This window comes from Thermococcus sp. GR6 (assembly GCF_012027415.1).
In the GTDB taxonomy this organism is placed as follows: domain Archaea; phylum Methanobacteriota_B; class Thermococci; order Thermococcales; family Thermococcaceae; genus Thermococcus; species Thermococcus onnurineus.
Map to the genome: position 1 here is coordinate 570,552 of NZ_SNUM01000001.1, position 26,244 is coordinate 596,795.

27 protein-coding genes are annotated in these 26,244 nt (G+C 51.9%); 15 read left to right on the top strand and 12 right to left on the bottom strand.

Features of this window, described 5'->3' with window-relative positions; genetic code table 11:
• The first annotated feature begins 35 nt into the window (after positions 1 to 35).
• Positions 36 to 1,205, top strand: coding sequence for a pyridoxal phosphate-dependent aminotransferase (locus tag E3E32_RS03205; RefSeq protein ID WP_167730938.1), 1,170 nt, complete (start codon positions 36 to 38; stop codon positions 1,203 to 1,205).
• On the opposite strand, the gene E3E32_RS03210 is transcribed toward E3E32_RS03205, so the two are convergent.
• Genes E3E32_RS03210 through E3E32_RS03220 form a run of 3 tightly spaced genes read right to left on the bottom strand, consistent with a single transcriptional unit; the run spans position 1,202 to position 3,269 of the window.
• Entirely contained in the window at positions 1,202 to 1,852 is a 651-nt protein-coding gene (locus tag E3E32_RS03210; RefSeq protein ID WP_167730128.1) for a metallophosphoesterase, read from the bottom strand. The two genes, E3E32_RS03205 and E3E32_RS03210, sit on opposite strands and share 4 nt — an antisense overlap.
• Before the next feature lie 14 nt (positions 1,853 to 1,866).
• Entirely contained in the window at positions 1,867 to 2,724 is an 858-nt protein-coding gene (locus E3E32_RS03215) for a M48 family metalloprotease (protein WP_167730129.1), read from the bottom strand.
• A 2-nt stretch (positions 2,725 to 2,726) separates the two neighbouring features.
• Complete coding sequence (locus E3E32_RS03220) at positions 2,727 to 3,269, bottom strand: adenylate kinase family protein (RefSeq protein WP_167730130.1); 543 nt, start codon at positions 3,267 to 3,269, stop codon at positions 2,727 to 2,729.
• A gap of 139 nt (positions 3,270 to 3,408) precedes the next feature.
• Between E3E32_RS03220 and E3E32_RS03225 the strand changes: the two genes are divergently transcribed.
• Positions 3,409 to 3,624 carry a hypothetical protein gene (locus tag E3E32_RS03225; RefSeq protein ID WP_167730131.1) on the top strand — a complete coding sequence of 72 codons (216 nt, stop codon included), beginning with the start codon at positions 3,409 to 3,411 and terminating at the stop codon, positions 3,622 to 3,624.
• A gap of 45 nt (positions 3,625 to 3,669) precedes the next feature.
• On the opposite strand, the gene E3E32_RS03230 is transcribed toward E3E32_RS03225, so the two are convergent.
• Positions 3,670 to 4,887 (bottom strand): methionine adenosyltransferase, encoded by a 1,218-nt coding sequence (locus E3E32_RS03230; RefSeq protein ID WP_167730132.1) that lies wholly within the window; start codon positions 4,885 to 4,887, stop codon positions 3,670 to 3,672.
• A gap of 335 nt (positions 4,888 to 5,222) precedes the next feature.
• On the opposite strand from E3E32_RS03230, the gene E3E32_RS03235 reads away from it, so the two are divergent.
• The 5 genes from E3E32_RS03235 to E3E32_RS03255 are packed head-to-tail and all read left to right on the top strand — an operon-like array spanning position 5,223 to position 7,844.
• The gene (locus E3E32_RS03235; protein WP_167730133.1) at positions 5,223 to 5,840 is read left to right on the top strand and encodes a haloacid dehalogenase; all 618 of its coding nucleotides are present in this window, start codon (positions 5,223 to 5,225) and stop codon (positions 5,838 to 5,840) included.
• 30 nt (positions 5,841 to 5,870) lie between these two features.
• Positions 5,871 to 6,440 (top strand): endonuclease V, encoded by a 570-nt coding sequence (locus tag E3E32_RS03240; RefSeq protein ID WP_167730135.1) that lies wholly within the window; start codon positions 5,871 to 5,873, stop codon positions 6,438 to 6,440.
• On the top strand, positions 6,437 to 7,072 hold the full coding sequence (locus E3E32_RS03245) for a DUF120 domain-containing protein (RefSeq protein ID WP_167730137.1): 636 nt from the start codon (positions 6,437 to 6,439) through the stop codon (positions 7,070 to 7,072). The genes E3E32_RS03240 and E3E32_RS03245 overlap by 4 nt, the downstream gene beginning before the upstream one ends.
• A complete protein-coding gene (locus E3E32_RS03250) occupies positions 7,069 to 7,593 on the top strand; it encodes a hypothetical protein (protein WP_167730139.1) in 525 nt (174 codons plus the stop codon). Before E3E32_RS03245 ends, E3E32_RS03250 begins: the two co-directional genes overlap by 4 nt.
• A 41-nt stretch (positions 7,594 to 7,634) precedes the next feature.
• Positions 7,635 to 7,844 (top strand): PRC-barrel domain-containing protein, encoded by a 210-nt coding sequence (locus E3E32_RS03255; RefSeq protein WP_012571514.1) that lies wholly within the window; start codon positions 7,635 to 7,637, stop codon positions 7,842 to 7,844.
• Between the two features lie 2 nt (positions 7,845 to 7,846).
• Here the strand turns inward: E3E32_RS03255 and E3E32_RS03260 are convergent, their stop codons facing one another.
• The gene (locus tag E3E32_RS03260; protein ID WP_167730141.1) at positions 7,847 to 9,310 is read right to left on the bottom strand and encodes a DHH family phosphoesterase; all 1,464 of its coding nucleotides are present in this window, start codon (positions 9,308 to 9,310) and stop codon (positions 7,847 to 7,849) included.
• A gap of 113 nt (positions 9,311 to 9,423) precedes the next feature.
• Here E3E32_RS03260 and E3E32_RS03265 point away from each other — a divergent pair, with 113 nt between their 5' ends.
• The 6 genes from E3E32_RS03265 to E3E32_RS03290 all read left to right on the top strand — a co-directional run bounded on the left by E3E32_RS03265 (position 9,424) and on the right by E3E32_RS03290 (position 16,558).
• Complete coding sequence (locus E3E32_RS03265) at positions 9,424 to 11,136, top strand: hypothetical protein (RefSeq protein WP_167730939.1); 1,713 nt, start codon at positions 9,424 to 9,426, stop codon at positions 11,134 to 11,136.
• Positions 11,137 to 11,306: 170 nt separating this feature from the next.
• Entirely contained in the window at positions 11,307 to 12,176 is an 870-nt protein-coding gene (locus E3E32_RS03270) for a DMT family transporter (protein WP_167730143.1), read from the top strand.
• A gap of 287 nt (positions 12,177 to 12,463) precedes the next feature.
• Positions 12,464 to 13,036 carry a CBS domain-containing protein gene (locus E3E32_RS03275; RefSeq protein WP_167730145.1) on the top strand — a complete coding sequence of 191 codons (573 nt, stop codon included), beginning with the start codon at positions 12,464 to 12,466 and terminating at the stop codon, positions 13,034 to 13,036.
• A gap of 95 nt (positions 13,037 to 13,131) precedes the next feature.
• On the top strand, positions 13,132 to 14,340 hold the full coding sequence (locus tag E3E32_RS03280; RefSeq protein ID WP_370456350.1) for a hypothetical protein: 1,209 nt from the start codon (positions 13,132 to 13,134) through the stop codon (positions 14,338 to 14,340).
• Positions 14,341 to 14,437: 97 nt separating this feature from the next.
• Entirely contained in the window at positions 14,438 to 16,318 is a 1,881-nt protein-coding gene (locus E3E32_RS03285) for an ABC transporter substrate-binding protein (protein WP_370456351.1), read from the top strand.
• 66 nt (positions 16,319 to 16,384) lie between these two features.
• Entirely contained in the window at positions 16,385 to 16,558 is a 174-nt protein-coding gene (locus E3E32_RS03290) for a hypothetical protein (RefSeq protein WP_012571504.1), read from the top strand.
• A gap of 283 nt (positions 16,559 to 16,841) precedes the next feature.
• Here E3E32_RS03290 and E3E32_RS03295 read toward each other — a convergent pair whose 3' ends face one another.
• The 7 genes from E3E32_RS03295 to E3E32_RS03325 all read right to left on the bottom strand — a co-directional run bounded on the left by E3E32_RS03295 (position 16,842) and on the right by E3E32_RS03325 (position 23,874).
• Positions 16,842 to 18,062, bottom strand: coding sequence for an iron-containing alcohol dehydrogenase (locus E3E32_RS03295; RefSeq protein WP_206205199.1), 1,221 nt, complete (start codon positions 18,060 to 18,062; stop codon positions 16,842 to 16,844).
• 294 nt (positions 18,063 to 18,356) lie between these two features.
• Positions 18,357 to 18,863 carry a 4Fe-4S dicluster domain-containing protein gene (locus E3E32_RS03300; RefSeq protein ID WP_167730147.1) on the bottom strand — a complete coding sequence of 169 codons (507 nt, stop codon included), beginning with the start codon at positions 18,861 to 18,863 and terminating at the stop codon, positions 18,357 to 18,359.
• A 5-nt stretch (positions 18,864 to 18,868) separates the two neighbouring features.
• Complete coding sequence (locus tag E3E32_RS03305) at positions 18,869 to 19,927, bottom strand: FAD-dependent oxidoreductase (protein WP_167730149.1); 1,059 nt, start codon at positions 19,925 to 19,927, stop codon at positions 18,869 to 18,871.
• Between the two features lie 5 nt (positions 19,928 to 19,932).
• Entirely contained in the window at positions 19,933 to 20,316 is a 384-nt protein-coding gene (locus E3E32_RS03310; RefSeq protein WP_206205200.1) for a 4Fe-4S dicluster domain-containing protein, read from the bottom strand.
• Entirely contained in the window at positions 20,316 to 20,807 is a 492-nt protein-coding gene (locus tag E3E32_RS03315; protein ID WP_167730151.1) for a 4Fe-4S dicluster domain-containing protein, read from the bottom strand. Before E3E32_RS03315 ends, E3E32_RS03310 begins: the two co-directional genes overlap by 1 nt.
• 2 nt (positions 20,808 to 20,809) lie before the next feature.
• On the bottom strand, positions 20,810 to 22,852 hold the full coding sequence (fdhF, locus tag E3E32_RS03320; protein WP_167730154.1) for a formate dehydrogenase subunit alpha: 2,043 nt from the start codon (positions 22,850 to 22,852) through the stop codon (positions 20,810 to 20,812).
• 32 nt (positions 22,853 to 22,884) lie between these two features.
• A complete protein-coding gene (locus tag E3E32_RS03325; protein WP_167730155.1) occupies positions 22,885 to 23,874 on the bottom strand; it encodes a formate/nitrite transporter family protein in 990 nt (329 codons plus the stop codon).
• A 373-nt stretch (positions 23,875 to 24,247) separates the two neighbouring features.
• Between E3E32_RS03325 and hydB the strand changes: the two genes are divergently transcribed.
• Complete coding sequence (hydB, locus tag E3E32_RS03330) at positions 24,248 to 25,351, top strand: NADPH-dependent hydrogenase/sulfhydrogenase 1 subunit beta (protein WP_167730157.1); 1,104 nt, start codon at positions 24,248 to 24,250, stop codon at positions 25,349 to 25,351.
• On the top strand, positions 25,348 to 26,238 hold the full coding sequence (gene hydG / locus E3E32_RS03335) for an NADPH-dependent hydrogenase/sulfhydrogenase 1 subunit gamma (protein WP_167730159.1): 891 nt from the start codon (positions 25,348 to 25,350) through the stop codon (positions 26,236 to 26,238). The genes hydB and hydG overlap by 4 nt, the downstream gene beginning before the upstream one ends.
• Positions 26,239 to 26,244 lie beyond the last annotated feature (6 nt).

A 26,244-nucleotide genomic window follows, 5' to 3' on the forward strand; every position in this document is an offset into this window, starting at 1 on the left:
ATAAACATTGGGCCGAAGAACCTTCGGTGATGTTCATGGCGCTGAGCGACAGGTTAGAACTCGTTAACCCTTCTGAGATCAGAAAGCTTTTTGACCTAGCTCAGGGTGTTGAGGGTCTCATCTCACTTGGAATCGGAGAGCCGGACTTCGATACTCCAGAGCATATAAAAGAGTATGCCAAAGAGGCTCTCGACAAAGGAATGACTCATTATGGCCCCAACGCTGGAATCATGATGCTCCGTGAGGCCGTTGCGTGGAAGCTGAAGGAACAGAACGGCATTGAAGTTGATCCAAAGAGCCAGGTAATGATAACCGTCGGAGCCAATCAGGCGTTCGTCATGGGACTCGCGGCGTTTCTCAAGGATAGAGAGGAGGTCTTAATTCCAAGCCCAATGTTTGTGAGTTATGCCCCCGCAGTAATCCTCGCGGGAGGGAAGCCTGTCGAAGTTCCAACATATGAAGAAAACGAGTTCCGCCTGAGCGTTGACGACCTGAAGAAGCACGTATCTGAGAAGACGCGTGCGCTCATCATAAACAGCCCAAACAACCCCACTGGAGCGGTTCTCACCAAGAAGGACGTGGAGGAAATCGCCGACTTCGCGGTGGAGCACGACCTTATCGTCTTCAGCGACGAGGTTTACGAGCACTTCGTTTACGATGGTGTCAAAAACTACAGCATAGCGGCTCTCGACGGCATGTTCGAGAGAACAATAACGATAAACGGCTTCTCCAAGACCTTTGCCATGACAGGCTGGCGTCTCGGCTTCGTGGCCGCACCGGAGTGGATAATCGAAAAGATGACCCGCTTCCAGATGTACAACGCCACCTGCCCAGTGACCTTCGCCCAGTACGCCGCTGCAAAGGCTTTGAGAGACGAGAGGAGTTGGAAAGCCGTTGAGGAGATGAAAAAGGAGTACGAGAGGAGAAGAAACCTCGTCTGGAAGCGTCTCAACGAGATGGGCCTGCCGACGGTCAAACCGAAAGGAGCATTCTACATATTCCCGCGCATAAGGGACACCGGACTCACGAGCAGGGAGTTCAGCGAGATGATGCTCCTCGAGGCCAAAGTCGCCATTGTTCCTGGAAGTGCCTTTGGAGAGGCTGGCGAGGGCTACATAAGGATAAGCTACGCGACTGCATACGAACAGCTTGAGGAAGCTATGGATAGGATGGAGAAGGTTTTGAGGGAGAAGAAGCTCGTTTAGAGCTTTCTTAACTCTATCTTTACTTCCTTTTCTGGCTTGAAGTCTATAACCGCATAGTAACCCCTGAAGAGTGGTCCGGGATTCACGATGAGGGTTTTTCCAATCCTATCTATCCCCCTGCCCTCGTGGATGTGGCCGCAGACCACAAGTGGGGGTTGCTTCTCTTTGATGAATTCACGGAGGGCTCTGCTGCCTACGTGAAGACCAGAATGAACTCTGTCCACAATGGTATTGTAAGGGGGCACATGAGAAAGGACTACGTCTCCATCGTAGTAGTTTTGCTCGAGAATTCCTCTAATCTCTTCCTCGCTAAGCTCCCAGACAGTGTTAAATGGTGTTATGTTCGAGCCGCCTATTCCAACAATACCAATCTCATCAAGTTCGACCCGCTTATTGTGAGCGGAGATTCCGAGTTCCTTCAGAAGCCCTGGAACATCCCTTCCATCGCAGTTGCCGTGGACAGCTATTATCGGTTTTCCGAGGTTCATGATGGGTTCAAGTACCTTCTCAGCAGTCTCAGCGCCAGTGAAGTGTGTGAGGTCCCCAGCTATGAGAAGAGCATCGAAGTCCTCATTTTGCAGCGTTTCAGCGAGTTTTTTTGACATCTTACTGTTTCCATGTATGTCCGTTACAGCGAGAAGCCTCATGAGATCACCTCCATTTATGTGTATGTATCCATCTGCTCCGCGAGCTTCATAAGTCGTTCAATTCTCTTCTCGGTTGGAGGATGGGTCGATATCAGCTTGGCTAGACTTCCTCTGAATGGGTTCACAATAAAGATCGGCGCCGTTGCAAGGTTTCCTCCCTTCATGGGCCTGAAGGAGACAGCTTTATCTATTTTAAGCAGTGCACTCGCAAGTGCCAGGGGCTTGCCGCTTATCCTGGCGGCGCTCTCATCAGCCAAGTACTCCCTTGATCTGGCCAGACCAAGCCAAAGGATTCCAGCGGCGAATGGTGCCAAGAGTCCTAAGAGCAGACCGTTCTGCGAGTCTTCCATTTTTCCATCAGAGAAAAACCTTGGAATGCCCCCAATCAAATAAGCGACTCCCAGTATTGAACCTGCTATCACAGAGGCCACCGTCTGCACGAGAGTATCACGGTGTTTAATGTGGGCAACTTCGTGGGCCATGACACCCTCTATCTCCTCTGGGTCAAGTACCCTTAAAAGCCCGTAAGTCAGTACGATAATGCTGTGTTTGGAACTCCTGCCCGTAGAAAATGCGTTGGGTGTCCCTACAGGTGAGAGTGCCAGTTTAGGTGTCGGAATCCCAGCTTTGGCCGAGAGTCTACTCAGCATCTCATAGAGCCTTGGGTAATCTTCGCTAGTAACGACTCTGACCCGATACCACTTCAGCACGATTCTATCGCTGTACCAGTATACCACAAAGTTCAGAAGAATGGAGAAAATCAGTGCAACAATGAGACCAATCCACTCACCCAGAAGATAACCCAATGCCACCAAGAGAACGGTAATGAGACCCATAACTATTAGGACCCCAAACCACATAAGGGCCCCCATACTTAATCATCCCCCAGCATCAGGTACTGAACCACCTTGTCGTATTCCTCACTCCAGTCCACGATTCCAACACGTCTCTCCGTCCCGCTTTTGAGAAGTGTTAGGATCTCCTCTACTACCTCTTTGGGGGATTTACCTGTTGTATCCACCTCAAGAACCCTTTCGTTCTCTTCGAGGGCCTCCACAAGGATTACATCAACCAGCTCAGCCTCGACATTCTCGGCCAGCTTCTTTTTGGAGTACCCTCGGGCTTTGAGCCTTTCGGCGATGAGTTTGGGATGGGCCCTCAGGATGATAACAACGTCTGCGGGCACAAAATGGCTGAGATGACCATCCAAAACAACGTTCCTATCCGAGAACTCCTCGCGCACAACCCGAGCAAGCTCATCAACGTCTATCTCAATCTCGTCACTAACCCTCTCACCTATCCCTCTCGAGAGGGCCAGCTCCTTCACGCTCACGTATTCGTAACCCAGCCTCTCGCTCAGGAGCTTTGAGACCGTAGTTTTACCTGCGCCGGGAGTGCCACTTACTGAGATTATCATCGATCTACCCCCGAGAACTTATCGTAGCTTCTGACCCGGAGTTTATATGCTTGTTCCTCGTTAATCGTCGAAGTTTAGTATGGCATTCAGCGAAAACCTTTTAAGGTCTGAGGATGCTATAGACTTCAGGTGAGTCGGAATGGAGAGGCTCAAATTGCTCCAGAAGAAGTTGCATGTTGTGAAGAAGCAGAAAGAGCTCCTCATGCTTGAGGAGGCCAAGCTTATTAGACTTGCGCGCCAGAAGAAGGCCGCCGCAAAGCAGCTTGCCAAGGTCAAAAAGGAAAAAGCCATTCTCATGGCCGAGGAGGCCAGACTCGTTAGGGTTCTCAAGCAGAATGGATACCCAGTTCTCTGACAATCCCTTCACTTTAAAAACTTTTGAAGAAAAGAGAGGGTGAGCTCAGAAGACGTTAAGCTTGTCCTCGAGGATCATCTTCTGTATCTTGGTTATGTCATCAAGCCAGGCGTTAGCTATCTCGTAGGCCGGCTTCTGGATGGTATCAATGGAGTACCCCTTCTTTGGTATGACCTGAACGCTGGCGACAAGCGGCTGGTCGATGGGCTTGCCTATCTGGCTGAGTATCCTGACGTAGACCTCTTCAACTCCCTCGACCTGCTCGGCAATGTCGTTAGCGATGAGCATTGAGAGGAGGTTGTATATCTTTCCGACGTGGCTGACAGGGTTCTTTCCAGCGGCAGCCTCCATGCTCATGTGTCTGTTCGGAGTGATGAGACCGTTTACGCGGTTACCCCTTCCAACGCTTCCGTCGTCACCGGCCTCGGCTGAGGTTCCTGTGACGGTGATGTAGTAGATTCCCTTCTCCGGGTCGTCAGCGGTGTTGACGTAGATGTTGACCTTCCTCTCAGTGTGGGCCTCAGCAACGTCCTTGGCGGCTTCATAGATTGCCTCCTTGACGGCAAAGTAGTCGTCCAGATTCTGGACTTCGCTGTCGACTATGGCAGCGGCGATGGTGATGTCTATCTCGTCGCCCTTCCTGAGGCCCATAACCTTGATGTCCTCGCCGACGGCCGGCCACTCCTTCTTAAACTCCTCGCTGTTGAGAAGCTTCTCAGTCTCAAGGACTATCCTCTCGGTCTCGCTGAGCGGAGCGTAGCCAACACCAAAGGAGGTGTCGTTGGCGAGCGGAATCGGGTTCTCTTTGGCCTTGTTGAAAACACCGACAAGGTCAACACTACCCTGACCTATGCGGGAGTCGATGACGACGTGGTAGTCGAGATCAAGATGTCTGACAGCATTCTTCAGGTACTCTCTAGCAGCCTTTATGGCAACCTCATGGACAGGGAACATTTCTCTGTCGATTATCTCGACGGCCCTACCGGAGAGGAGGATGTATATTGGCTTGATGACCTCACCGCCGCCGAAGCGTGGGTAGGCCTTACCTCCAACAACCTCGACCTGGTCTGTGTTGTGGTGGAGGATGATGCCATAGCGCTTTATGTACTCCCTGCTTAGAGCTCTGCTGACGGCCTCGGCTATGCCATCGGCTATGCTATCCGGGTGGCCTATACCCTTTCTCTCGACAAGCTCGACCTTCTGCATCTCAACCGGTGTTCTAACGAGCTCCTCAACCACTATGTTCCTAACCTTCTCAGGCATAAGCGTCACCTCGAATCTTGTCGTCTTGGGCGGGTCTGTTCATCAGCTTATATAATTTTCGGCATGAATTAGATAGACTAATATTCCTATCAGTCATAAAATCCGAAACCCTTAAAATTTTTCTCGAAAATTCTCCACAACGGGAGCATCCGACACGCCCGGTGGCCCGACCGTGGGAGCGCCCCGACGGGATGCCGTGAGCACGAGGGACGATGCCGGGCGGACAGGGCTTGGCCTCCGGACCGCCGGAGATTGCCACGGGGCACTCCATGAGGGCGGGGGATCAGCCAAGCCCACATTTTTAAGGTCTTTCTCGAACTCTCCTCGGTGAGATTATGGAACTGAAGGAGATTATTGACAGGATTAGAGAAGTTCTTGACGAGAAGGACTCGCTTCGAGAGGATGCCCTAAGGATAACAAGAGAAATCGTCCGCTTGAGCGGAGACACAATAAAAGCCCTTCACAGGGGAGACGCTAAGACTGCTGAGGAAAGGCTTAACATGGCGCGCGAAAAGGTTAATTATCTGAAGGAGAAGCTGAAAGACCATCCCGACCTATACTTCACGGGCTATGTTCAGAGCGCCCATCAGGAGTTCGTGGAGGCAACTCTGTTCTACAGCTACATAACCGGAAAAGACTTTCCCTCTCCGGAGGAGCTTGCCGTACCTCACGCTGATTACGCGCTTGGCATAGGCGACTTCATAGGCGAGTTGAGGAGACACTTTCTGCTTCTGCTCCTCGACGGAAATATTGAAGATGCCGAGAAAGTTTATCGCTTCATGGAAGAAACTTACGAGGAGCTCATGACGCTCGAGTATCCAAAAGGCCTGGTGAACGTGAGGCAGAAGCAGGATCAGGCGCGACATATACTCGAAAGAACCCTCGAAGACCTGACGAGGGCGAAGCTCAACAGGAACCTTGAGGAGAAGCTCGAGAAGGTGTTAAATGATTAACGAATTACATAATTAGGTGATTCGGTAATTATGGAATTCGGGAAAAAGCTCAAAAAAATTGCGGAAGCCCAGCGAAAGCTTGCCCTGAGGGTAGTGGAGAGCCCGCTCGAGATCGAAAAAGTGCAAACTGTCGCGGCTGTGGACGTTTCATACAGAGAAAACACCGCCAGAGCTGCCTTTCTCCTCTGCTCCTTCCCAGACTGCGAGGTTCTAAAGACAAAGGTCGTGGAAACCGAGGTAAGCTTTCCCTACGTATCCACCTTCTTTTTCCTGCGGGAGACGAGGCCAATTCTGCTGGCTCTCCGTGGTGAGGATTTTGACCTCCTTCTTATTGATGGTCATGGAAAGGCCCATCCACGGGGCTACGGACTGGCTTCCCACGTCGGCTTGCTCATCGGAAGACCGACCATAGGAGTTGCCAAGAAGTTCCTCCGCGGTGCTCCTGAGAGGTCCTTCGTGAGGGTGGGAAAAGCTTATGTAAGCGTCGGATATTTAATCGATTTAGACTCTGCAGCCAGAATAGTTGAGACCCTGCTGGAGCGAGACTATCCAAAACCACTGAGGCTCGCCGACAGACTGTCAAAGAGGGGAAGCTTATGAAGAGGCTCAAACTGCTCATCCTGCTAGCAAAGAAAGGAGCGATAGGAGAAAAGGTCAAAATAACTCTAAGAGAGCTTGCAAACGAGCTCGGTGTATCACCCCAGTCGGTTCTAAGGTTGCTCGATGAAATGGAGGAGGAAGGACTCATATCGAAAGACGTTGAGGGAAGAAAGACATACGTGGAAATAAGCCAGGGGGGATTAGCTTTCCTTGAGAATCTTTGCGACGCCATCTCAGAGGTCCTCTACAACGGGATAATTATCGGAGAGGTCATATCGGGAATCGGTGAGGGAGCCTATTACGTCAGACAGTACTCCCACCTAATAAGGGAGTACCTCGGCTTTGACCCTTACCCTGGAACGCTGAACGTCAGGGTCCTGTTCCCGAGGACCGTCTTTGATGCACTCTGCGGGGTCAGACCGGTCGTGCTTCCGGGCTTTGCTAAAGATGGGAGGACTTTTGGTGATGTCAAGGCATATCGCGTCAGAATCGGCGACGTGGAGGGTGCCATAGTGATACCCTCGAGAACTGTTCACCCACCGAGAATAGCCGAGATAATCGCCCCGGTATACCTCAGGGAGGAGCTCAGCCTTGAAGATGGCTCTAGAATAACCATAAGGGTTGTGAAATGATGAGGGACTGGAAGTCGATCCTGACATGGTCTGGTTTAGGCTCGTTCATCGGGTTTGCCATAGCCGTCGCCCTATACTCCCCAACGGGAAGCGAGAATTTCATCTACCTCATCTATGCCGGCATGCTCCTGGGGGCTTTCCTTGGCTTCAGGCACCCTTTGGAAACAAGGGCCGCAGCGTATTCCTTCCCGCTCGGCTTTCTTGTTACCTCCATGCTCGCAGGGCTGTGGATGGTCAGGGATGTAAAGCCAGATGAGGTTTACATATTTCTTGCCGCGGTGATGGTAACACTCGTTCTGATTGAATCTAGAAACTTTCTCGACATGTTCCTCGTTCCTCTGACCTACTTCGGCGGCTTCGCCGTTGCAATGCTGGTATTTAAGGGCTATCAGCCTCTACAGCGCACGGAGGGAGCCGTTACAAGCCTTTTCGTGGTGGGCGTCATGGGAGCAATTTTAGCTTTCTTCGCCGTCTTCGCTAGATGGACCTTCACGAAGGCCAAAAACATCCCGAGGAGGTAACGTTTAAATACGTTCACCGATAACCTACCCTGGTGGTTAAAATGGTGATGCGTCTTTCGAGACTTTACGGAAAGCAGATCTACAACACCAAAGGCTATTACGTCGGCTACGTTGACGAGATACTCATAGATATAGACAGGGGACGCGGAAAGGTTCTCGCGCTTGGACTGCCGGGAGAAAAGGTCGGTGTTCCCTACGACAGAGTCACTGCAATAGGCGACATAATACTTGTAAAGGCAAAAGAAGAGTGATGCTAAGCCTCTTTAACTTTTAGCGCCTCTAGGAACTTTTCTGTTATTGCCTCTTCCGCCAGCCTCAGGAGGGAGCTCTTGTCCTTGGCTAGCTTGAAGATTCCTAGCGGAATTCTGGCACCGCCGGACTGAGCATGACCGCCACCGCTTCCTATGTCTCCGAAGGCCTCCCTGAGGACCGCACCTATGTTTACCCTAACGTCGCGTGTTCTGGCTGAAATCTCTATCCTGTCGTCAACGATGCCGAAGACGAGGACCGTGGTTATTCCCTCGAGCCTCAGGAGGAAGTCCGCCGATTCTGCTATGGCGTCGCGGTTGGTGATGAATCCGACGTTCGAGATGACCACGTTCTTGTAGATGCGCCTGTTCATTATGGCCTTAGCGAGTATCTCGGCTGTCTCTGTGCTTATATCGGGATGCTCTATCTTATCGAGGAGTTCATAGTCCACCTTTCCAGCCAAGAACTCGATGGCCTTCAAATCGACGTGGCTGAGCTTCGAGAACTTCTTGGTGTCGATGTAAATGCCATAGAAGAGTGCAGTCCCAAGGACGGGGTTGACCGAAATGTTGAGCATTCTGAGGTACTCCGCGAGTATAGCGGAGGACGAATGGACCTCTGGCCTTATGTCGAGGAACGCATCCTCCGGAAGAAGCTCCTTGAGGTGCTGGAGTATCTGGTGGTGGTCAATGAGAATCTTTATTTTTTCGTAGTCGCCTTGGTCGAGTATCGTCAGGTTTCCATTAGGCTGGCAGTCAATGAGAGCTATGAAGGGATAGCGCTTCAGCTCGTAGGAGCCGCGGGATATCTTTCTCAGATCTATCCCAAGGAGGTTGACGAAAGCCCTGTTCTCGTGGTGAGTTATCTCGCCACCATAGACTATCTGGGTCTTGAATCCGAGGGTCTGGGCTATGACGCTCAAAGCGGTCGCGCTGGCTATGGCATCGGGATCAGGATTGTCGTGTATGACGATAAGGAGAGAGTCCCCCTTGCTCTTAAGTTCCTTGAGCTTCTTAACGAGTAAATTGGCGTTCTTCTTCTCTCCGAGCATCTCGACGGTTCTCACCATGGCATCCTTGAGGGCACTTCTCGGAGAGATAGCGTAGTCCACCTTGATCTCGGCCTCAAACTCTTCGTTTATCTGGGAGACAAGCTCTTCGAGGCTCACCTCATCGGGGAGAATGGTAAGGATTGGAACTTCTTTGTTGTTGGTTCTGATAACATAGACGGTCTTCTTGATTGTATCCACGTTCATGGTTGTGATTATAACCATCTCGGCCTTCTCGATTCCCGCTTTAAGAAGCGTGGCCGTATACGAGAAATCTCCCTGAATCACCTGAAAACCGCTCTCTTCTAGGGCTTTAGCACGGAGTTCGTCCTTCTCAATGATTATGATTTCAAACTCTCCCTTGAGGGACTCGGCTATCGAGCGGCCGATTGCGCCACCTCCGAGTATCAGCACCCGCATATTTCTCACCTTTTTGCACAATAATGTTTAAATACAAGCGCCGATATACTAAGACGGTGAATTCCTTCGGGATTTCTTTGGTGGAAGGATATATATAGCTAATGGTGGTGAGTATGCAGCTGCCGAACAAGCAGCCCATCATGGAAAACATGGTAGTAACATCTGCGGGGGAGCTGGGGGACCTCATCAAGAAAGCCCTCTCAGAAGGCAACGGGGCGTTTCTTAAGATATTCGCCAAAGACGCTAGCGGGAAATACTACATGACGATTCTCTTCGACAGGTCAAAGATACTCGCCGCGGAGTGTCTGTTGGTAGACAAGAAACAGAGCTTGATTGGAGAAGAGGCAATCAGCGTGTTGAAGTCATTCCTCGGTAAACCTATGGTCGTTGACGTTTATACTCTAGATGAGCTAGAAATCAAGCTGTCGATAGCTGATAACGTTGATGTATACGCTCAAACTCCGAAAATTCCGTTGGACGAGCTGTTCGGGAAGGTCAAGGAAGGTCCGCCAGGAAAGGCAGAAGAGAAGAAAGAAACCGCAACCATAGCCACCGCCGAGTCCGTACCGGTACCCAAACCGGCTCTCGCTGGGGGAGTGAAAGAAAAGCCTCCTGTGATCATAAAAGAGGAGCCGAAGCCAGCCCCCGCCCCCGCCGGAAAGCCTGAGGTGATTATAAACTTTACCGGAGGAACCCTCCCCAAGAAGGCCTTCCAGATATATGCAGAAGATCTCTTAAAGGATGCCAAGAGGATAAAAGGTCTAAGGATCAGCAGGATAGAGTTTGACGCAAATGTTGGGGAGGGTGTCGTTTACCTCAATGTCCACATCTACGGCTCCTCCGCTGGGAGCGCTAGGGACATCGAGATAGCAGAGAAGAGGATGCTCCACGCGGTCAGCAAATACGCACCAGTTCTTCTCAGAGAGGCTGAGGTCAAGCCGATAATCAGGGACGTTAGCATAGTCATCGACGGTCAGGAGGTCAAACCGCAGGAGATCGTTGACAAAGACAAAAAGAAGACTGCCAACGTCACAAAGGACGGGAAGATTTCCCTGTCCGCCCTGGAGGACGTCTGGCCCTACTTCAGCGCATACGCCAGAACCGTCATAACCGAAATCGAGAGCGCCGGAATAAAGGTCACGAAGGCATACTTCGATGTCAAAGGAAGGAGAGAGTTCGAGATAAACCTCTCGATGGTTGCTGAGACGGGAACCTCAAAGGATGCAGTCGAGAGGATAGTGAATGACGTTCTCACGAGGCATGCGAGGGAGCTGAGCAGGAGCATAAACCGCTATATCACCGTCCACAACATCGACGTGGAGATTATCGCCCCAGCGATCACACCCAAGGCAGCCACTGGAGCTATCGCTGTCGCAACCTCGGGCAAGGCCGCAGAGGTCCTCGCCAAGAAGAAGCTCCTCGAGAAGGAGGTTGAGCAGCTCCTCAAGCAGGCCGGAATAGATGAGCTTGCTGTACTCACTGAGGAGAAGAAGAAGGAAGCCGAGGAGACCATGCTTAAGGGCCGCATAGAGCCTGCCGTGGAGACCCTGAAAAGCAGAATACACACGGAGCTTAAGCTCGTTCCAAGAGTCACCTTCAAGTGGCTCAAGATGAACCACGAAGTCAAGGGTTCAGTAATCTACGTCGACATCGAGGCCAGCTTCCTGAGGGAGAACGTTGGAGGACTCTTTGGATCGTTCTCCGGCGTTTCAGACGAGAAGATACGCCAGGACATCGCGGAGACTGTAAACAGAATCATAAAAGAGGTCTCAAGGGAATACGGAATTGGAATGGCCCTCCGCAGGCTCAACGTTATCATCCGTTGATTTCTTTTTCTTTTCAGCACTCAAGATCGTCATCATCCTGACGTCAGTTCTGCCGAGGTCATCATCTGGACTACTGGAGTCGCATACCCTTATAACCCTTAGCAACTCACCCACTTTTCATCATCAATCGAAACACTAAGTTTTTAAGCTGAAAGATATTCGATGTACACATGAACACGCTGATCCTTGGAGTTCTAGCTGCCATCACCTCTGCATTCTCATGGGCGGCATCGACGATACTAATAAAGGTGGGTATGAGAAACAAAAGTCCCGTGGCGGTGAACATCTTCCGCCTCTATGCCGTTTCTATAATGTTCGCGGTTATCTTTCTCATCAACGGCACTTTTTCTCAAATAGTCGTGCTTCCGCCAGAGCTCCTTCTGGTGGCATTCGTCTCGGCACAGTTTGGCTTTGTCGTAGGTGACTACTTCTACTTCAACGCCCTCAAGCTCATGGGTGTTTCAAGGACGGTGCCCATAACCTCAACCTATCCCCTTTGGACGATACTCTGGGCCTCCCTCTTCCTCGGAAGAAAGATAAGCCCACAGGTCATCGTCGGCGCCATACTCGTTGTTGTGGCCATAATCGTCGTCAGGAAGGCAGAGGAAGAGGAGCACATAAACCCCAGAGGATTTGTCTTCGCCCTTCTCGCACCCGTTTCATGGAGTTTCGCGATACTGACCATGGACTGGCTCACCCAGAGTATAGACGTTCTTCCTCTGGCAGGAATAAGGATGGTGTTCGCGGCAATAGGTATTTCCCTCTTCCTGCCGAGATATGGAAAAGAGCTCAGGGAAATAACCCAGAAAGAGGCCATTGTCCTTATAGGCGCCGCCATCAGCGGGCTCATGCTCGGGCAGTACTTCTTCGTCTATTCGGTCAACCTCGTGGGTTCTCAGATAGCGGCGCCAGTATCAGCGATAAATCCAATAATAGCCTCTGCTATGGCAATTTTGCTCCTGAAGGAGCCTCCCAACAAGAAGATACTGGAGGGTCTCATTCTGGCTGTGCTTGGAGTCATACTTATATCCACTGCCTGAACCGCCAAGGTTTTAAGCCCTGAAGCATAGGGGATATCGCCGACAGCGAGGGTACAATTGTACCCTCGTGGGGCTCGGACGAACCCGCACCCCAGACGTATCGGGCTGGGTGATGGGGTTGTGCTCACGCCGAGCCCACAGGGCCGGGAGCATCCACCCGCGCGAGGGAATGAACGCGGGCCTCTGTGCCCGGCCCACAGCATTTCAACGCCTTTCTGAACCGTCAAACACACTTCTGGACAAAGCTTATAACCTCCCAGACTGGGATTAATAACTGGTGGTTATTTGTGGTGATAATACCCCGTCCCATCGATCCAAAGGAAATACGGCGAATTCGAAAGGAGCTCGGGATAACCCAGGAAGAACTCGCTGAAAAGGCTGGCGTGACTCAGGCCTATATCGCCAAGCTCGAGGCGGGAAAGGTCGATCCCAGACTGTCAACTTTCAATCGAATTCTTCAGGCCCTTCTTGAGTGTAAAAAGGCCCAGCTAAGGGCCAAAGACGTGATGTCTTCCCCAGTTATCTCCGTCAAGCCTTACGAGAGCGTTGAAAACGTTATCCGAATTATGAACGATCACAACATCTCGCAAATTCCGGTCATAGCCGGCAACAAGGTTGTTGGCTCTATCACGGAGCGAACCCTTGTGAGGCAGAGCCTTGAGTATGAGGATATTTACGACAGAAAGGTCATGGAGGTCATGGAGGAGCCGTTTCCGATAGTGAACGAGGATGAAGATCTGGAGGTCGTAAAGTATCTCCTCGAGGAGCATCCGGCCGTCCTTGTTCAGGACAGAGAGGGTAGAATAAAAGGAATCATTACCAGAGTGGACATTTTCCGGATCGGCAAAGGGAGAGAGTAGTCCGTTTCACACTATTCTCTTTAGAGGTGGGGAAAACGTTTTATCATTAGGTGTCCAACTATGTGAGATGCCGATTACTTAACGGGGGAAGGGCCGTGAAAAGGACGTTATTATTTATGATTCTGATTCTCATTGGGGTATTTTCTGAGCACGCCGGGGCAACAATGATAGCCGTTGACGTATCCCATAACGAGGGAACTGTTGCACTGGTAACTCCGATAATTGACCCTATGACAGGTAATGTTGTTGCAGAGGGAATTATCCCCACTCTTTCATGGTACGACTGGGCGTACTTTGGCTACGATTCAGAACTGGAGAAAGCAAACGTTAGACGGCTAGGTTACACTATAACCTATGAAGCCCTGAAAGACGTCGACATACTGATAATCGGCCAGCTCAGAGAAGAACTTCTCCCGGAAGAAATAGACGCAATAGTAAAGTGGTTCTCCGAGGGAGGGAAAGTCCTCTGGGTGGCTGGCGACTCAGACATCAAAGATGGGGCCTACACCCAAGACAACGTCAACAAACTCCTCTCAGCCATCCCGAACGTCAGACTTAGGATAGACTATGCAACCGCTACCGACACGTTCAGCAACGCCGGAAAGAGCGTCTACGTGGCCGGTTACGTCAGAGTTGACCTTCAAACACCTGATGCATCAATACTCAATCAAGGCTATCAGTCGGAGGTTGGCAAGGTTCTCTTCCATGAGCCTGGTGTCCTAGCGTGGACAGACGAGAACGGCAAGTGGCACCCCCTTATGGCTGGAGAAATCCCGGAGGGAGTTTACAGAATCATCACAACGAGCGGCAACGGTATGATAGAGGACAACTACGCCCCCGAGCCAATGGCCTACAGAACCTGGGAGAAGGGACTGTTCACCCTCCTTGCGGTCGAGTTCGTGGAGCTTCCTAACGGCGCTGAAAGCCTGCTCATAGTCAGTGCCGAGAGCCCCTACGGAAGCCCTGTGCCAATATGGATAAACCGCTACGGTTCCTACCTCTTCGACGGTCAGCAATTCGTCACCAACCTGCTCCGTTGGGTGATCCTGCAGGCGTCAAAACTGACGCCAGCTGAAGAGGCAACAGCAGCCACGACGACCATGACCACTATTACCATCGACACGACCACGGAAAGCCCAAAGACGACAACCCCCAAGGTCACCCCGACGACGATGCACAACGCTACGCCGCTCACAACCACAACGGAGGACTCCAGGGAGATACCCCTATGGGGCCTTGGACTCGTGGGCATTTTGCTTCTTGGAGCAGTTATTCTGACGTTCCTCGTGATGAGAAAGCAGTGAGGGTTCCTTTTCTTTTTAGATCTTTCACAGATGGCCAAAATATCCAACAAACTTATATACCTCTAGCCCAACCACTAATGGACAAATAATCCAGGTGATGGCAATGAAAAAGACCGCCGTCTTGCTCATGTTCCTAATGCTCGGGGCAGTCATAGCGGCCGGCTGTATAAGCTCAAACGGGTCAACCACCACTCCGACCGTGCCGAGTACCACCTCAAGCGAAACGTCAAGCCCAAGCCCCAGCCCAACGACCACTCCGGGCTCGAGCCCGAGTGAAACGACCACGACTGCAACAGAGAAGCCCTACTATCCAATTACTATAACTGACTTTGCAGACAGAGAAGTAACAATCGAGAAGGAGCCAATGAAAGTCGTTACCCTCGCGCCCAGCATAACAGAAGACCTCTACTATCTCGGTCTCTTCGACAGGGTAGTCGGCGTTACAGACTACGATGACTTCCCGTCGGAGGTTGCGAACGTAACCAGAATTGGCGGATACGGTCAGTACGCGAACCTCGAAATCATAGCTTCACTCAAGCCGGATCTCATCCTTGCGGACAGCTTCTCGATGCCAATCCTGAGCGACCTCGAAAAGATAGCCCCAGTTGTGATCGTTGATCCCCACGGTCTGGATGACATACCGAAGGCTCTTGAACTCCTTGGAAAGGTATTTAATAAAGAAGATGTCGCCGCTTCCGCAATGGCAGAATTCCAGGCAGGGATAGACGCCATCAGCTCGGCGGTTAAGGATGAACCCAAGCTTAAGGTCTTCTACGTTGTTTGGAACAACCCGCTTATGACTGCTGGCGGCGGCACTTTCATCAGCGACATCATAAACCTTGCAGGGGGAGAAAACATCTTCGCAGACGCTGAAGGCTGGCCGACCATCAGCATCGAGCAGGTCATCGAGAGGGACCCTGACGTGATAATACTTACTCCCCACTGCGGCATGACTGTCCAGGATGTCTACAACAGCGAGCTTGCCAACACGAAGGCAGCCAAGGAAGGAAAGGTCTTCGTGATCGAGAACGAGAACGACCTTATTCATCCGAGCCCAAGGGTTGTTAGGGGCCTGGAAACCCTCGCCAAGCTCCTTCACCCGAAAGCATTCGAGACGGCATACCCACTTACAGTTACGGACTTTGCCGGCAGGCAGGTTACTATCGAGAGCGAGCCGATGAGAATAGTCTCCCTTGCACCGAGCATTACAGAAAGCCTATTCTACATCGGAGCAGGTGATAAGGTGGTTGGAGTTACAGACTACGATGACTTCCCACCAGTCGTCAAGAACATCACAAGTGTAGGTGGCTATGGCCAGTACGCAAACCTTGAGATTATAGCATCCCTCAACCCGGACCTCATCCTTGCGGACAGCTTCTCGATGCCAATCCTGAGCGACCTCGAAAAGATAGCCCCCGTCGTCATAGTGGATCCAAAGAACATCAGCGACATCTACATGGCGATAGAGATGCTTGGAGAGATAACCAACCGTGAGGAGGGGGCGAGGGCGGTAGTTGCCGACATGCAGGCGAAGGTGAGCTATATCACCTCAATGGTCAACGGGCAGGAGAAACCTAAGGTGCTCTTCATAACCTGGTGGAACCCGCTCTATGTTCCGGGCAGTGGCACCTTCCAGGACGACCTCATAAAGCTCGCCGGTGGAGAGAACATCTTCTCTGACATGAGCGGTTGGGCCCAGGTCAGCCTTGAGCAGGTGCTTGAGAGAAACCCTGAGATAATAATTCTTTCAGCCCATGCAGGTATAACTGCCGAGGATCTGTGCAACACCGAGCTTGCCAACACTGACGCAGTGAAGAACGGTAGGGTCTACACAATCAGCGACGACAATCTCGTCTCAAGACCTGGTCCAAGAATAGTCTACGGCCTCGAGGAGATAGCCGAGTTCCTGCACCCGGAGCTCTTCAACTATCAGCCACAGCCACTCGTTTGCAGCGCGGCTTGTTCGGCATCTGGCTGAGCCTTTCCTTCTTTTTCCCTTGGCAAAGATTAAAAACCATTCCTCCAACGTTTTTTTGGTGATATCATGGAGAGAAAGACGTTTTATCGTCTGCTACTCGTCGTCGTTCTTATCCTCACGCTCATATACACATTGGGACTTATGGGAGTGGTTCCCTTCGAGGCGAGCTACTACATAACCCTATTTATGCTTATGTTGTTTATTTACCTCCGCCTTGATGCAAAGGCGAGGGGAGAGTGAGATGCCCTTCACTTGACGATCTAAGCGCGTTGAGAAGTCCTATTAATCCCCAACCTTAAAACTAGGAGAGAACATAGCAATACCGTATTTTGCCCCAGCGGGGACGTCAAGCTTAGTAATTCCAAGAAGGGCCCCGTTCTTGCTCGTGCTTGTGATTTCATGCGCAGTTCAGGATTAGAAACCTTTGTCAATAACTAAAACGGCATCATTGTTTGTGAGAACACGAAAGACTACAATGACCAAGAGAACTCAAAATTGAAAAGATGGAGATGAAGCAGATACTTCACTTGCTGAGCGGGTAGAGCGAGTCGCGGTAGATGGCCGCGACGGTCTCCCTGGTAGCCTCGATTGGGGCAAGTGAGAGCAACAGGTCGAGGCTCGGGGTGGTCATGGCGAGTTCGGTGAGCTTGTCAACGTCCTCCTCAGTGAAGCCAACGTCAGTGAGCTTCTCAGTGATTCCAATGTTGAAGAGCCACTCCTCAACCTTCTTTGCGACGAGCTCCGCCTCTCCTGGAACTCCCTTGGCCTCCGGGACGAGCGGCCTGTAGACTTCGGCGAGTATCCTGGCGGTGGCCGGGTAGATGTGCTTGATAACTGCCGGCAGGAGCATGGCGAGGCCAAGTCCGTGTGGAAGGTCTGGCTTTACGGCGCTGAGCGGGTGCTCGAGAGCGTGGGTGAAGTGGAGCAGGCCGTTGTCGAAGGATATGCCCGCTATCGCGGAGGCGTAGAGCAGGTAGTACCTAGCCTGCAAGTTGTCCGGGTGGGACAGGGCCTCCGGGAGGTAGTCAAATATCAACCTGGCGGTCTCCTGGGCGAGGAGTATCGAGTACGGGCTGGCGACCTTAGTGGTGGCGGCCTCGGTGATGTGGTTGAGCGCATCAATGGTTACGTAACGAGTCTGGTCGGCTGGAAGCTTGGTCATGAGGGCAGGGTCATCAATCGAGTAGAGCGGGTAGATACAGTCGTAGGCTATGGCCGGCTTGTACTCCTTTTCGGGAATCGAAGCCACTGCGAACCTGTCAACTTCAGTTCCAGTTCCGTGGGTCGTGTTCACGGCTATGATGGGCTTGGCCTTCGTTGGGGTGAACTTAAGCTCGTAAAGGTCCCTGGCAGTCTTGTCGGTGTACTCCAGCAGAATCGCAACGCTCTTGGCGCTGTCTATTGGACTTCCGCCACCAATGCCAATAACGGCCTGGGCTCCGAACTCTTTACCGAGCTGAGTGGCCTCATCGATCATATCAACGGTCGGGTTCGGGCCGACCTTGTCGTAGTGAACGTACTCAATGCCGTACTCCTCCAGGGCGGGCTTGACAACGTCCCAAGCACCGCACTTCTTGTATGAGCTCTTTCCAGTGACGAGAATGACCCTGGTTATGCCGCGATTTTCCTTAAGGTCCTTAGCTATGTCGTAGAACTTGTTAATGGCACCAACACCGAAGTAAGTTATGGACCTGCAGCGAAGTTCAAACACCTGATTTATGGGGATCTGGGACTCCCACAACATTGTACATCCCTCCAAATGTGTTCATTTGTAGCTATTTTGGGTAGAATAAAAACCTTTTTACAACAAGAAATGTACAACCAATAGTTTTTAACAAGACGTTCTATGAAATTCCAGTCATCTTAACTAAAAGGGTAAACAAAAGTATAAAAATATTACGGAAATTATTACATACGAATTTGTTTTCTTTTTTGTATAAACTAAAATATTTTAATTTAACATGAAGAGACTTTCAGGACGTACTTAGGAGCATATAATCTGACAAAAACAAATTAAAAAGAGTCAACCAGGAGACAACTAAAGTATCCTCCCGACACCCTCCATACTCACAGAGGAAATTCTCTCCCGGGCTATCTTCTCAGCCGTCCTGCGCCTTATCCTGTCCTCTACCTCTTCGGGCTTTCCAAAGAATATTGCCTCTGCCGGACACATCTCAGCACAGGCAGGCCCCATGCCAAGCCTTCTCCTGTCGGCACACATGTCACACTTAGTCATTGCTTTTACCTTGACGTCAAAGCTTGGCACGCCGAAGGGACAGACGGCGAGACACATGTAGCAGCCTATGCACTTGTCAGGGTTTATTATGACGGCTCCGTCGCTGTCGCGGTAAATCGCTCCCGCAGGACAGACGTCCATACAGGGTGCCCTCTCGCAGTGACGGCAGTTTATCGGAATCGGAAGTCCGGTGACAGTGTAGTAAATCCTTATGTTGGGCTTGCCGCCATGGAGGAAGTCACAGACTGCCTCACACGTCTCACAGCCAATACACAGGCTGTAATCAACGTGAAGGATTCTTCTCGTCATTCCAATCACCTCCCCATCAGCCACATGTGCATGGCCTCAGCAGCATACAGGCCATCCTTAACAGCCTTACCAACCTTTGACGGGCCTAAAACGACGTCTCCGGCGGCGAAAACACCTTCCCTGCTTGTCATGTGCCTGTTATCAACTACGATCCTGCCCTTCCTATCGACGGCTATACCGATTTCTTCCGCGAAGGGTGGAGTGGGGCTCTGACCGACGGCGAAGATGACATAATCCACGTCTATCTGGAAGTTCGAACCTTCTATTGGAACGGGCCTCCTCCTACCGCTCTCGTCGGGTTCACTGAGCTTGGTCTTCACCAGCTCCACAGCTCTGACCTTTCCGTTCTCACCTATTATCCTGACCGGCATCGTCCTCTCCAGCCACTTCACACCCCTCTGCTGGAGGAGGTTAATCTCGTAGGCCCCGGCAGGAGCCTCCCTTATCGTCCTGCGGTAACTGAGGTACACCTTATCCGCTCCGAGGAGAACGCTCTCCAAGGCGGCATCGACGGCTGTGTGGCCGGCACCGACGACCAACACTTTCTTGCCCTCCACTGGTGTGACCTTGCTCCAATCCATGTGGCCGAGCTTGGCGCTCTTTATTCTAAAGAGATACTCAAGGGCTGGGAAGACACCCTCAAGCTCCGCTCCCTCCATGTTTGGAATCCAGCACTTCCACGTTCCTGTTGCTATTAGTACCGCATCATACTTCTCCACGAGTTCCTTGAAGTCTACCCTGTTCTCAACGAACTCGTCTCCTGATTCTCCTTCCAGATTCCCGAAGTACACTTTGGTTCTGGTGAAGAACTTGACATTGTAGACCCTTTCTAATTCTTCATAGCCTTCTCTAACGCGGTATATTGGAATCCTGAACTCTGGTATGCCAAATAGCATTAATCCTCCAGGCTCCGGCAACTTGTCGTAAACATGAACCTCATGACCCTGACAGACAAGGTAGCCAGTTGCCGCCAAACCTGCCGGTCCGGCTCCGATAACGGCTATCTTCTTCCCAGTTGGTTCTGGTCTTTCCCTACACAGGAACGCAAACCTCATCCCGCTCATAATCATCACCCCAAGTAAGCTTCATATTTGTTGGCAACACCAAACAGCCTTTTCCTCTTGCAGTCATCACAGAGAAAGGCAATCTCTGGGTTTTCACCCAGCTCAATCAGCTTTTTTGCAAGATACTCGGCTTCCTCCTTCACGACGTTGAGCCTTTTCCCGCAGATGGCACAGTAGGCAAACTCAAAGACCAGCTCCCCTTTGTCTGGCTTCCCTTCCAGCGCCCCCGTTGGGCAGGCTTCGTTGCACTCAAAGGAGCATTCTTCGCATTTCTCTGTGTCAAAGACTATCCTCCTCACATCATCTTCAAAAACTGAAATGGCCGAGTGGGGGCAGGTCTTTGCACAGACCCCGCACCCCACACAGAGCTCCACTTTCAGCACCGCCATCACCCGAAGTAGGCAAGCGTTTCGACTGCCTTCCTCTGGGCTTCGACGATGTGCTCAGCCTTGCGCCTCCTCTTCTCCTCCATCAGCTCGTTGAGGTCGGCGTAGATTATCGCATCGGTGGGGCAGACCGCAGCGCAGAACGGACCTTTGCCCTCCTTCCTTCTTTCGGCACATAGGTCGCACTTCACAGCCAGCTCCTTTATCGGGTCAACTATCGGAATCGCGTAGGGGCAGACAGCTGAACACATGTAGCAGCCGATACACTTGGACCCGTCTATCACAACTGCGCCATCTTCGTCGCGATAGATGGCCTTCGTCGGGCAGACTTCGATACACGGAGCCTTCTCACAGTGGCGGCAGTTGAGGGGAACCGCTATGTCCCTGAACTCATAGACCGTGATGAATGAAATTCCGTGCTCTTTCTCACAGGCCACCTCGCAGGCGCGGCAGGCAATGCAACGCCCGAGGTTTATGAACAGCTTTTTCTCCATCTTCAGCACCCCCCGATCTTCTCCACCTTACAGGCGGCCACCTTCAGCTCGGGAATCTTCGCCTCTGGATCGAGGACATCGTTCGTGAGTATGTTGGCCCCCCAGTGCCACGGAACTGCGATCACTCCTTCCGAGACATCTTCAGTAACGACCGCCCTGCAGGTGTAGCTTCCACGTCTCGTAACTATCCTTATCATTTCACCATCCTGTATACCCAGCTTCTTTGCATCTTTCGGACTTATCTGGGCGTACGGGCTGGACCAGCGCTTCTTCAGGCTTTCACTCCTGTTGCTCATCGTGAGTGTGTGGTACTGGCCGACGATGCGGAATGTCGTCAGTATGAATGGGTACTCCTCATCGGGCTCTTCTGCGGGTGGCTTGAACTCTACAGGGATTATGTTGGCCTTTCCGTCGGGGGTGGCGAAGCGCTCGACGTGCAGCCTCGGCGTTCCAGGATGATCCTCGCTCGGGCACGGCCACTGCACACCCATAACCTCACGCTTGAGCCTTTCGGGGGTTATCCCACGGTACTGCGGAGCAACGAGGGTTATCTCTCTCGTAATATCTTCAACGTCTGAGTAGTCGAACTTTGGCAGGCCGAGAGCCTTTCCAAGCATCGTCAGTATCTCCCAGTCCGGTTTGGCTTCTCCTGGCGGCTCAATCGCCTTGAAGTTCCACTGGACGCGCCTCTCGCTCGCGGTGAATGACCCTTCCTTCTCGGCGTATGCAGCTGCTGGGAGCACGTAGTGAGCCAGCTCGGCCGTTTCGGTGAGGAATATATCCTGAACAACGAGAAGTTCGAGGTTCTTGAGAGCCTCGATAACGTGCTCCGTGTTCGGATCGCTCATGACCGGATTCTCGCCCATTATGTAGAGTGCCTTCAACTCGCCTTTAGCAGCCGCATCAATCATCTCTGGAATTGTAAGGCCGGGCTTCGAGGGCAGATCTTCAACGCCCCAAATTTCCGCCACTCGCTTTCTCTTCTCGTCGTCGGTTACCTTCTGATAGCCGGGAAAGACGTTTGGCAGGGCCGCCATGTCGCAGGCTCCCTGAACGTTGTTCTGACCGCGCATCGGGAAGAGGCCGGTTCCTTCTCTTCCGACGTAGCCACAGATCAGAGCCAGATCGGCGAGGGCCTTAACGTTGGCCGCCCCAGTAACGTGCTGCGTCAGTCCCATTGCCCACATCACGATGCCCCGTCCAGCAGTAGCAAAGGTTATAGCGGCTTCTCTGATGAGCTTGGCGGGAACACCGGTTATTTCCTCGGCGTATTCTGGTGTATACTTCTGGACAACCGCCATGAGCTTCTCAAAACCCTTCGTCCGGTTCATGATGAACTCCCTGTCATAGAGCCTTTCCTCAATGATGACGTGCATCATGGCGTTGGCTAGGACTATGTCCGTTCCAGGCTTAAGCTGGAGATGCATATCGGCGAACCAGACAGTCCTCGTCTTCCTCGGATCTACGACGATTATCTTGGCCCCGTTGTCCCTCGCGCGGAGGATGTAGCGCATGAGAACTGGGTGGGTTTCTGACGGGTTGTATCCCCATATCAGGAGTACCTTTGCCTTGGGTATGTCCGTGTAGGAGCCGCTCTGAGCGGCAGCGCCAACCGTCTGAGCAAGACCGACGACCGTTGAGGCGTGACAGAGCCTCGCGCAGTGGTCGACGTTGTTGGTGCCCAGAAGGCGAGCTATTTTCTGCAGGAGGTAGTTCTCCTCGTTGGAACAACGGGCACTTGAGAAGAAGCCTAACGTATCCGACCCGTACTTCTCGCGTATCTCCAGAAGCTTTTCAGCGATCTCCTTTATCGCCTGTTCCCAGCTTATCTCGACGAAGCCGTTTTCAGTTCTCTTGAGCGGCTTTTTCAGCCTATCTTTGTGTCTGAGGAAGTCAACGGCGGCGACACCCTTTGGACAGAGCTTTCCTTCATTAACACCACCGGGATACGGCTCTATTCCTATGGGCTGCCCGTTAAGAGTCTTTATGTAAAACCTGCACCCCATCCCACAGTATGGGCACAGGCCAATCTTGAACTCCTCCATCCGCACCACCGCCCCATCTTCATTTTGAACCTTCACAGCGCCCTTCTTACTAAATACGTCATCACAACCCCATAGACACTTATGAGGAGTGGCACAAGCCATGTGGCAATGTTTCCGAGACCGCTGAGGGCGTAGGCTATTCCCGCTGGGATAAGCACCATGATAAAGACGAAGAGTGCCAGCACCTCGACAAAGTCAATCAGCTCTTTAATGGCATTTCTACCGTCAGCGAGGTACCAGTGGTAGAAGCCCACAAAGAGGAAGCCCCCGATGGCATTTCCTATCGTGACTGGGATTATGTTGTGGAAGAACTGGACCCAGCTTATCGCACCGTCCGAGGCAAATATGCTGGCGCTTATGGCCCACATGTTGGCTATGCTGTGCTCAAAACCTATGGCAACGAAGGCGAAGATCGGGAACCAGGTTACGATTACCTTCCCGGCAGTGTCTTTGGCGCGAATGTAGAGCCATATCGCCACGTTCACAAGCCAGTTACAGCCTATTCCCAGCCAGAGGGCCTTCCATGGGGTGAGCGCCACCTTGTAGTTGCCGACGCCTATCAGAACGTCCTTGAACAAACCACCTGCCATGAGCCCCGTTCCGTAAACTGCCAAGAATGCCAAGAAGACCGAGCCTATGAAATTGCCGGTGTAGCTGCCGATCCAGTTGTAGAGCACATCCTTAACGCTCGCCCTGCCCGTCATTTTCGAAAGTGTTACTATATGGGCGTTGCCTGTCCAGAGGTCCGCACCGCCAAGAAGGACGGCTATGAGACCGACTGGGAAAACTGCACCCAGAAGCAGTTTGAAGAGAGATAGGTTTGGGAAAGTGCCCAGCTCTGGATGGAAGCTTGCACTAGCGACTATGGCAAAAATGAATCCAAAGGCTATGTATGCACCAGCCATGAAACCCGCAAAGAGCAGCCTTGATGGAGTGGCCTTGGTCTTAACGCAGCCAACGTTTGAACACACATCCACGGCCTCATGAACATTATACAGCACTGGAGAACCATCATGTGCCATGTACTCCACCTCCATTTGACAGTCCAAACATGTTCATTATCCTCTGAAAGGCGAATACTTAAAAACGTTTTTTGAACGTTCTTTTTTCAACTAAATGTTTATTATAGCTCTAAAAACTACATAAGCCGATGATAGGCCCTTAATGCGTGAAAAACTGCTATATTACTCTTTTATGTTTCCAAGCCAACCAAAGCGAGGACTGGTGTACATAACATTTTTGTTTATTTCTGCCGCTTTAAGCTAAACAAATTCATTTTAACCTTTGGTTTAGAATTTTCGGATTTAAAAACGCTTTTTTATCCCCCGCCGGAGGGTTAATTGAGGGGATAAATATGAACACGTGTATATTTATGTTCACCCGGAGGTGGTTGGGTTGAGATACGTTAAGCTCCCAAAGGAGAACACCTACACCTTCCTTGAAAAGCTCAAGGAGTGGGGCAAGCTCTACGCCCCGGTAAAGATATCCGAGAAGTTCTACGACTTTCGGGAAATAGACGACGTCAGGAAGGTCGAGTTCCACTACAACAGGACGATAATGCCGCCGAAGAAGTTCTTCTTCCTGCCGAGAGAGAAGCTCTTCGAGTTTAACCTCAAGAGCGCCGAGTACAAGGAAGTCATCGAGAACGTCGAACCTTTCGTTCTCTTCGGCCTGCATGCCTGCGACATCTTCGGCCTCAAGATAATGGACACGATATACCTCGACGAGTTCCCTGACAAGTACTACAAGGTCCGCAGGGAGAAGGGTATAATCATTGGCATCAGCTGTATGCCCGATGAGTACTGCTTCTGCAACCTCAGGGAGACCGACTTCGCCGACGACGGATTCGACCTTTTCCTACACGAGCTCCCGGACGGCTGGCTCGTCCGCGTTGGAACCCCTACCGGGCACCGCATAGTGGACAAGAACATCAAGCTCTTCGAGGAAGTCACCACGGAGGACATCTGCAACTTCAGGGAGTTCGAGAACAAGCGCTCAAAGGCCTTCAAGTACCACGAGGACTGGAGCAACCTCAGGTATCTCCTTGAGCTTGAGATGGAGCACCCGATGTGGGACGAACAAGCCGCTATATGTCTCGCCTGTGGCAACTGCAACACCACCTGCCCGACGTGCCGCTGTTATGAGGTCCAGGACATAGTCAACCTCGACGGAACCACTGGTTACCGCGAGAGGCGCTGGGATTCCTGCCAGCTCAGAAGCCACGGTCTCGTTGCAGGAAACCACAACTTCAGGCCGACCAAGAGGAGTCGCTTCATGAACCGCTACCTCTGTAAGAACTCCTACAACGAAAAGCTCGGCATAAGCTACTGTGTCGGCTGCGGAAGGTGCACCTACTTCTGCCCGGCCGGGATAAGCTTCGTGAAGAACCTGCGCACGATTATGGGACTTGAGGAGAAGTCCTGCCCGCCCGAGATAAGCGAGGAGATACCGAAGAGGGGATTCGCGTACGCGGCCGAGATAAGGGGTGAAGACATATGAGTGAGAGCCTTGCCCTTCCGAAGGAAATTATGATGCCCAACGACAACCCCTATGCACTCCACAAGGTCAAGGTGCTCAAGGTCTACCAGCTCACCGAAAAGGAGAAGCTGTTCCTCTTCAGGTTTGAGGATCCAGAGCTTGCCGAGAAGTGGACATTCAAGCCCGGACAGTTCGTTCAGCTGACCATACCTGGAGTCGGTGAAGTTCCGATAAGCATCTGTTCATCGGCCATGAGAAAGGGATTCTTCGAGCTGTGCATCAGGAAAGCTGGAAGGGTCACCACGGTCGTCCACAGACTCAAGCCCGGAGACACCGTCCTGGTGAGGGGTCCCTACGGCAACGGCTTCCCCGTTGACGAGTGGGAAGGAATGGACCTTCTCCTCATAGCGGCAGGCCTTGGAACCGCCCCGCTCAGGAGCGTCTTCCTTTATGCCATGGACAACCGCTGGAAGTACGGCAACATAACCTTCATCAACACTGCCCGCTATGGAAAGGATCTCCTGTTCTATAAGGAGCTTGAGGCCATGAAGGATCTGGCCGAGGCGGAGAACGTTAAGATAATCCAGAGCGTTACGCGCGACCCCGACTGGCCAGGTAGGCACGGAAGGCCCCAGAACTTCATCGTTGAAGCCAACACCAACCCGAAGAAAACAGCAGTTGCCATCTGCGGTCCGCCGAGAATGTACAAGGCAGTCTTTGAGTCTCTCATCAACTACGGCTACAGACCAGAGAACATATTCGTCACGCTGGAGAGGAAGATGAAGTGCGGAATCGGCAAGTGCGGCCACTGCAACGTTGGAACGAGCACGAGCTGGAAGTACATCTGTAAGGACGGCCCGGTCTTCACGTACTTCGACATAGTATCAACGCCGGGACTGTTGGACTGAGGTGGT

Coding starts and splice junctions, on each gene's coding strand:
- E3E32_RS03300 (WP_167730147.1), bottom strand. CDS start 18,863: ATGACGAGAAGAATCCTTCACGTTGATTACAGCCTGTGTATTGGCTGT.
- E3E32_RS03270 (WP_167730143.1), top strand. CDS start 11,307: ATGAACACGCTGATCCTTGGAGTTCTAGCTGCCATCACCTCTGCATTC.
- E3E32_RS03250 (WP_167730139.1), top strand. CDS start 7,069: ATGATGAGGGACTGGAAGTCGATCCTGACATGGTCTGGTTTAGGCTCG.
- E3E32_RS03315 (WP_167730151.1), bottom strand. CDS start 20,807: ATGGAGAAAAAGCTGTTCATAAACCTCGGGCGTTGCATTGCCTGCCGC.
- E3E32_RS03290 (WP_012571504.1), top strand. CDS start 16,385: ATGGAGAGAAAGACGTTTTATCGTCTGCTACTCGTCGTCGTTCTTATC.
- E3E32_RS03260 (WP_167730141.1), bottom strand. CDS start 9,310: ATGCGGGTGCTGATACTCGGAGGTGGCGCAATCGGCCGCTCGATAGCC.
- E3E32_RS03210 (WP_167730128.1), bottom strand. CDS start 1,852: ATGAGGCTTCTCGCTGTAACGGACATACATGGAAACAGTAAGATGTCA.
- E3E32_RS03325 (WP_167730155.1), bottom strand. CDS start 23,874: ATGGCACATGATGGTTCTCCAGTGCTGTATAATGTTCATGAGGCCGTG.
- E3E32_RS03255 (WP_012571514.1), top strand. CDS start 7,635: ATGGTGATGCGTCTTTCGAGACTTTACGGAAAGCAGATCTACAACACC.
- E3E32_RS03305 (WP_167730149.1), bottom strand. CDS start 19,927: ATGAGCGGGATGAGGTTTGCGTTCCTGTGTAGGGAAAGACCAGAACCA.
- E3E32_RS03220 (WP_167730130.1), bottom strand. CDS start 3,269: ATGATAATCTCAGTAAGTGGCACTCCCGGCGCAGGTAAAACTACGGTC.
- E3E32_RS03225 (WP_167730131.1), top strand. CDS start 3,409: ATGGAGAGGCTCAAATTGCTCCAGAAGAAGTTGCATGTTGTGAAGAAG.
- E3E32_RS03235 (WP_167730133.1), top strand. CDS start 5,223: ATGGAACTGAAGGAGATTATTGACAGGATTAGAGAAGTTCTTGACGAG.
- E3E32_RS03230 (WP_167730132.1), bottom strand. CDS start 4,887: ATGCCTGAGAAGGTTAGGAACATAGTGGTTGAGGAGCTCGTTAGAACA.
- E3E32_RS03310 (WP_206205200.1), bottom strand. CDS start 20,316: ATGGCGGTGCTGAAAGTGGAGCTCTGTGTGGGGTGCGGGGTCTGTGCA.
- E3E32_RS03285 (WP_370456351.1), top strand. CDS start 14,438: ATGGCAATGAAAAAGACCGCCGTCTTGCTCATGTTCCTAATGCTCGGG.
- E3E32_RS03265 (WP_167730939.1), top strand. CDS start 9,424: ATGCAGCTGCCGAACAAGCAGCCCATCATGGAAAACATGGTAGTAACA.
- E3E32_RS03215 (WP_167730129.1), bottom strand. CDS start 2,724: ATGGGGGCCCTTATGTGGTTTGGGGTCCTAATAGTTATGGGTCTCATT.
- E3E32_RS03295 (WP_206205199.1), bottom strand. CDS start 18,062: ATGTTGTGGGAGTCCCAGATCCCCATAAATCAGGTGTTTGAACTTCGC.
- fdhF (WP_167730154.1), bottom strand. CDS start 22,852: ATGGAGGAGTTCAAGATTGGCCTGTGCCCATACTGTGGGATGGGGTGC.
- E3E32_RS03205 (WP_167730938.1), top strand. CDS start 36: ATGGCGCTGAGCGACAGGTTAGAACTCGTTAACCCTTCTGAGATCAGA.
- E3E32_RS03245 (WP_167730137.1), top strand. CDS start 6,437: ATGAAGAGGCTCAAACTGCTCATCCTGCTAGCAAAGAAAGGAGCGATA.
- hydG (WP_167730159.1), top strand. CDS start 25,348: ATGAGTGAGAGCCTTGCCCTTCCGAAGGAAATTATGATGCCCAACGAC.
- E3E32_RS03240 (WP_167730135.1), top strand. CDS start 5,871: ATGGAATTCGGGAAAAAGCTCAAAAAAATTGCGGAAGCCCAGCGAAAG.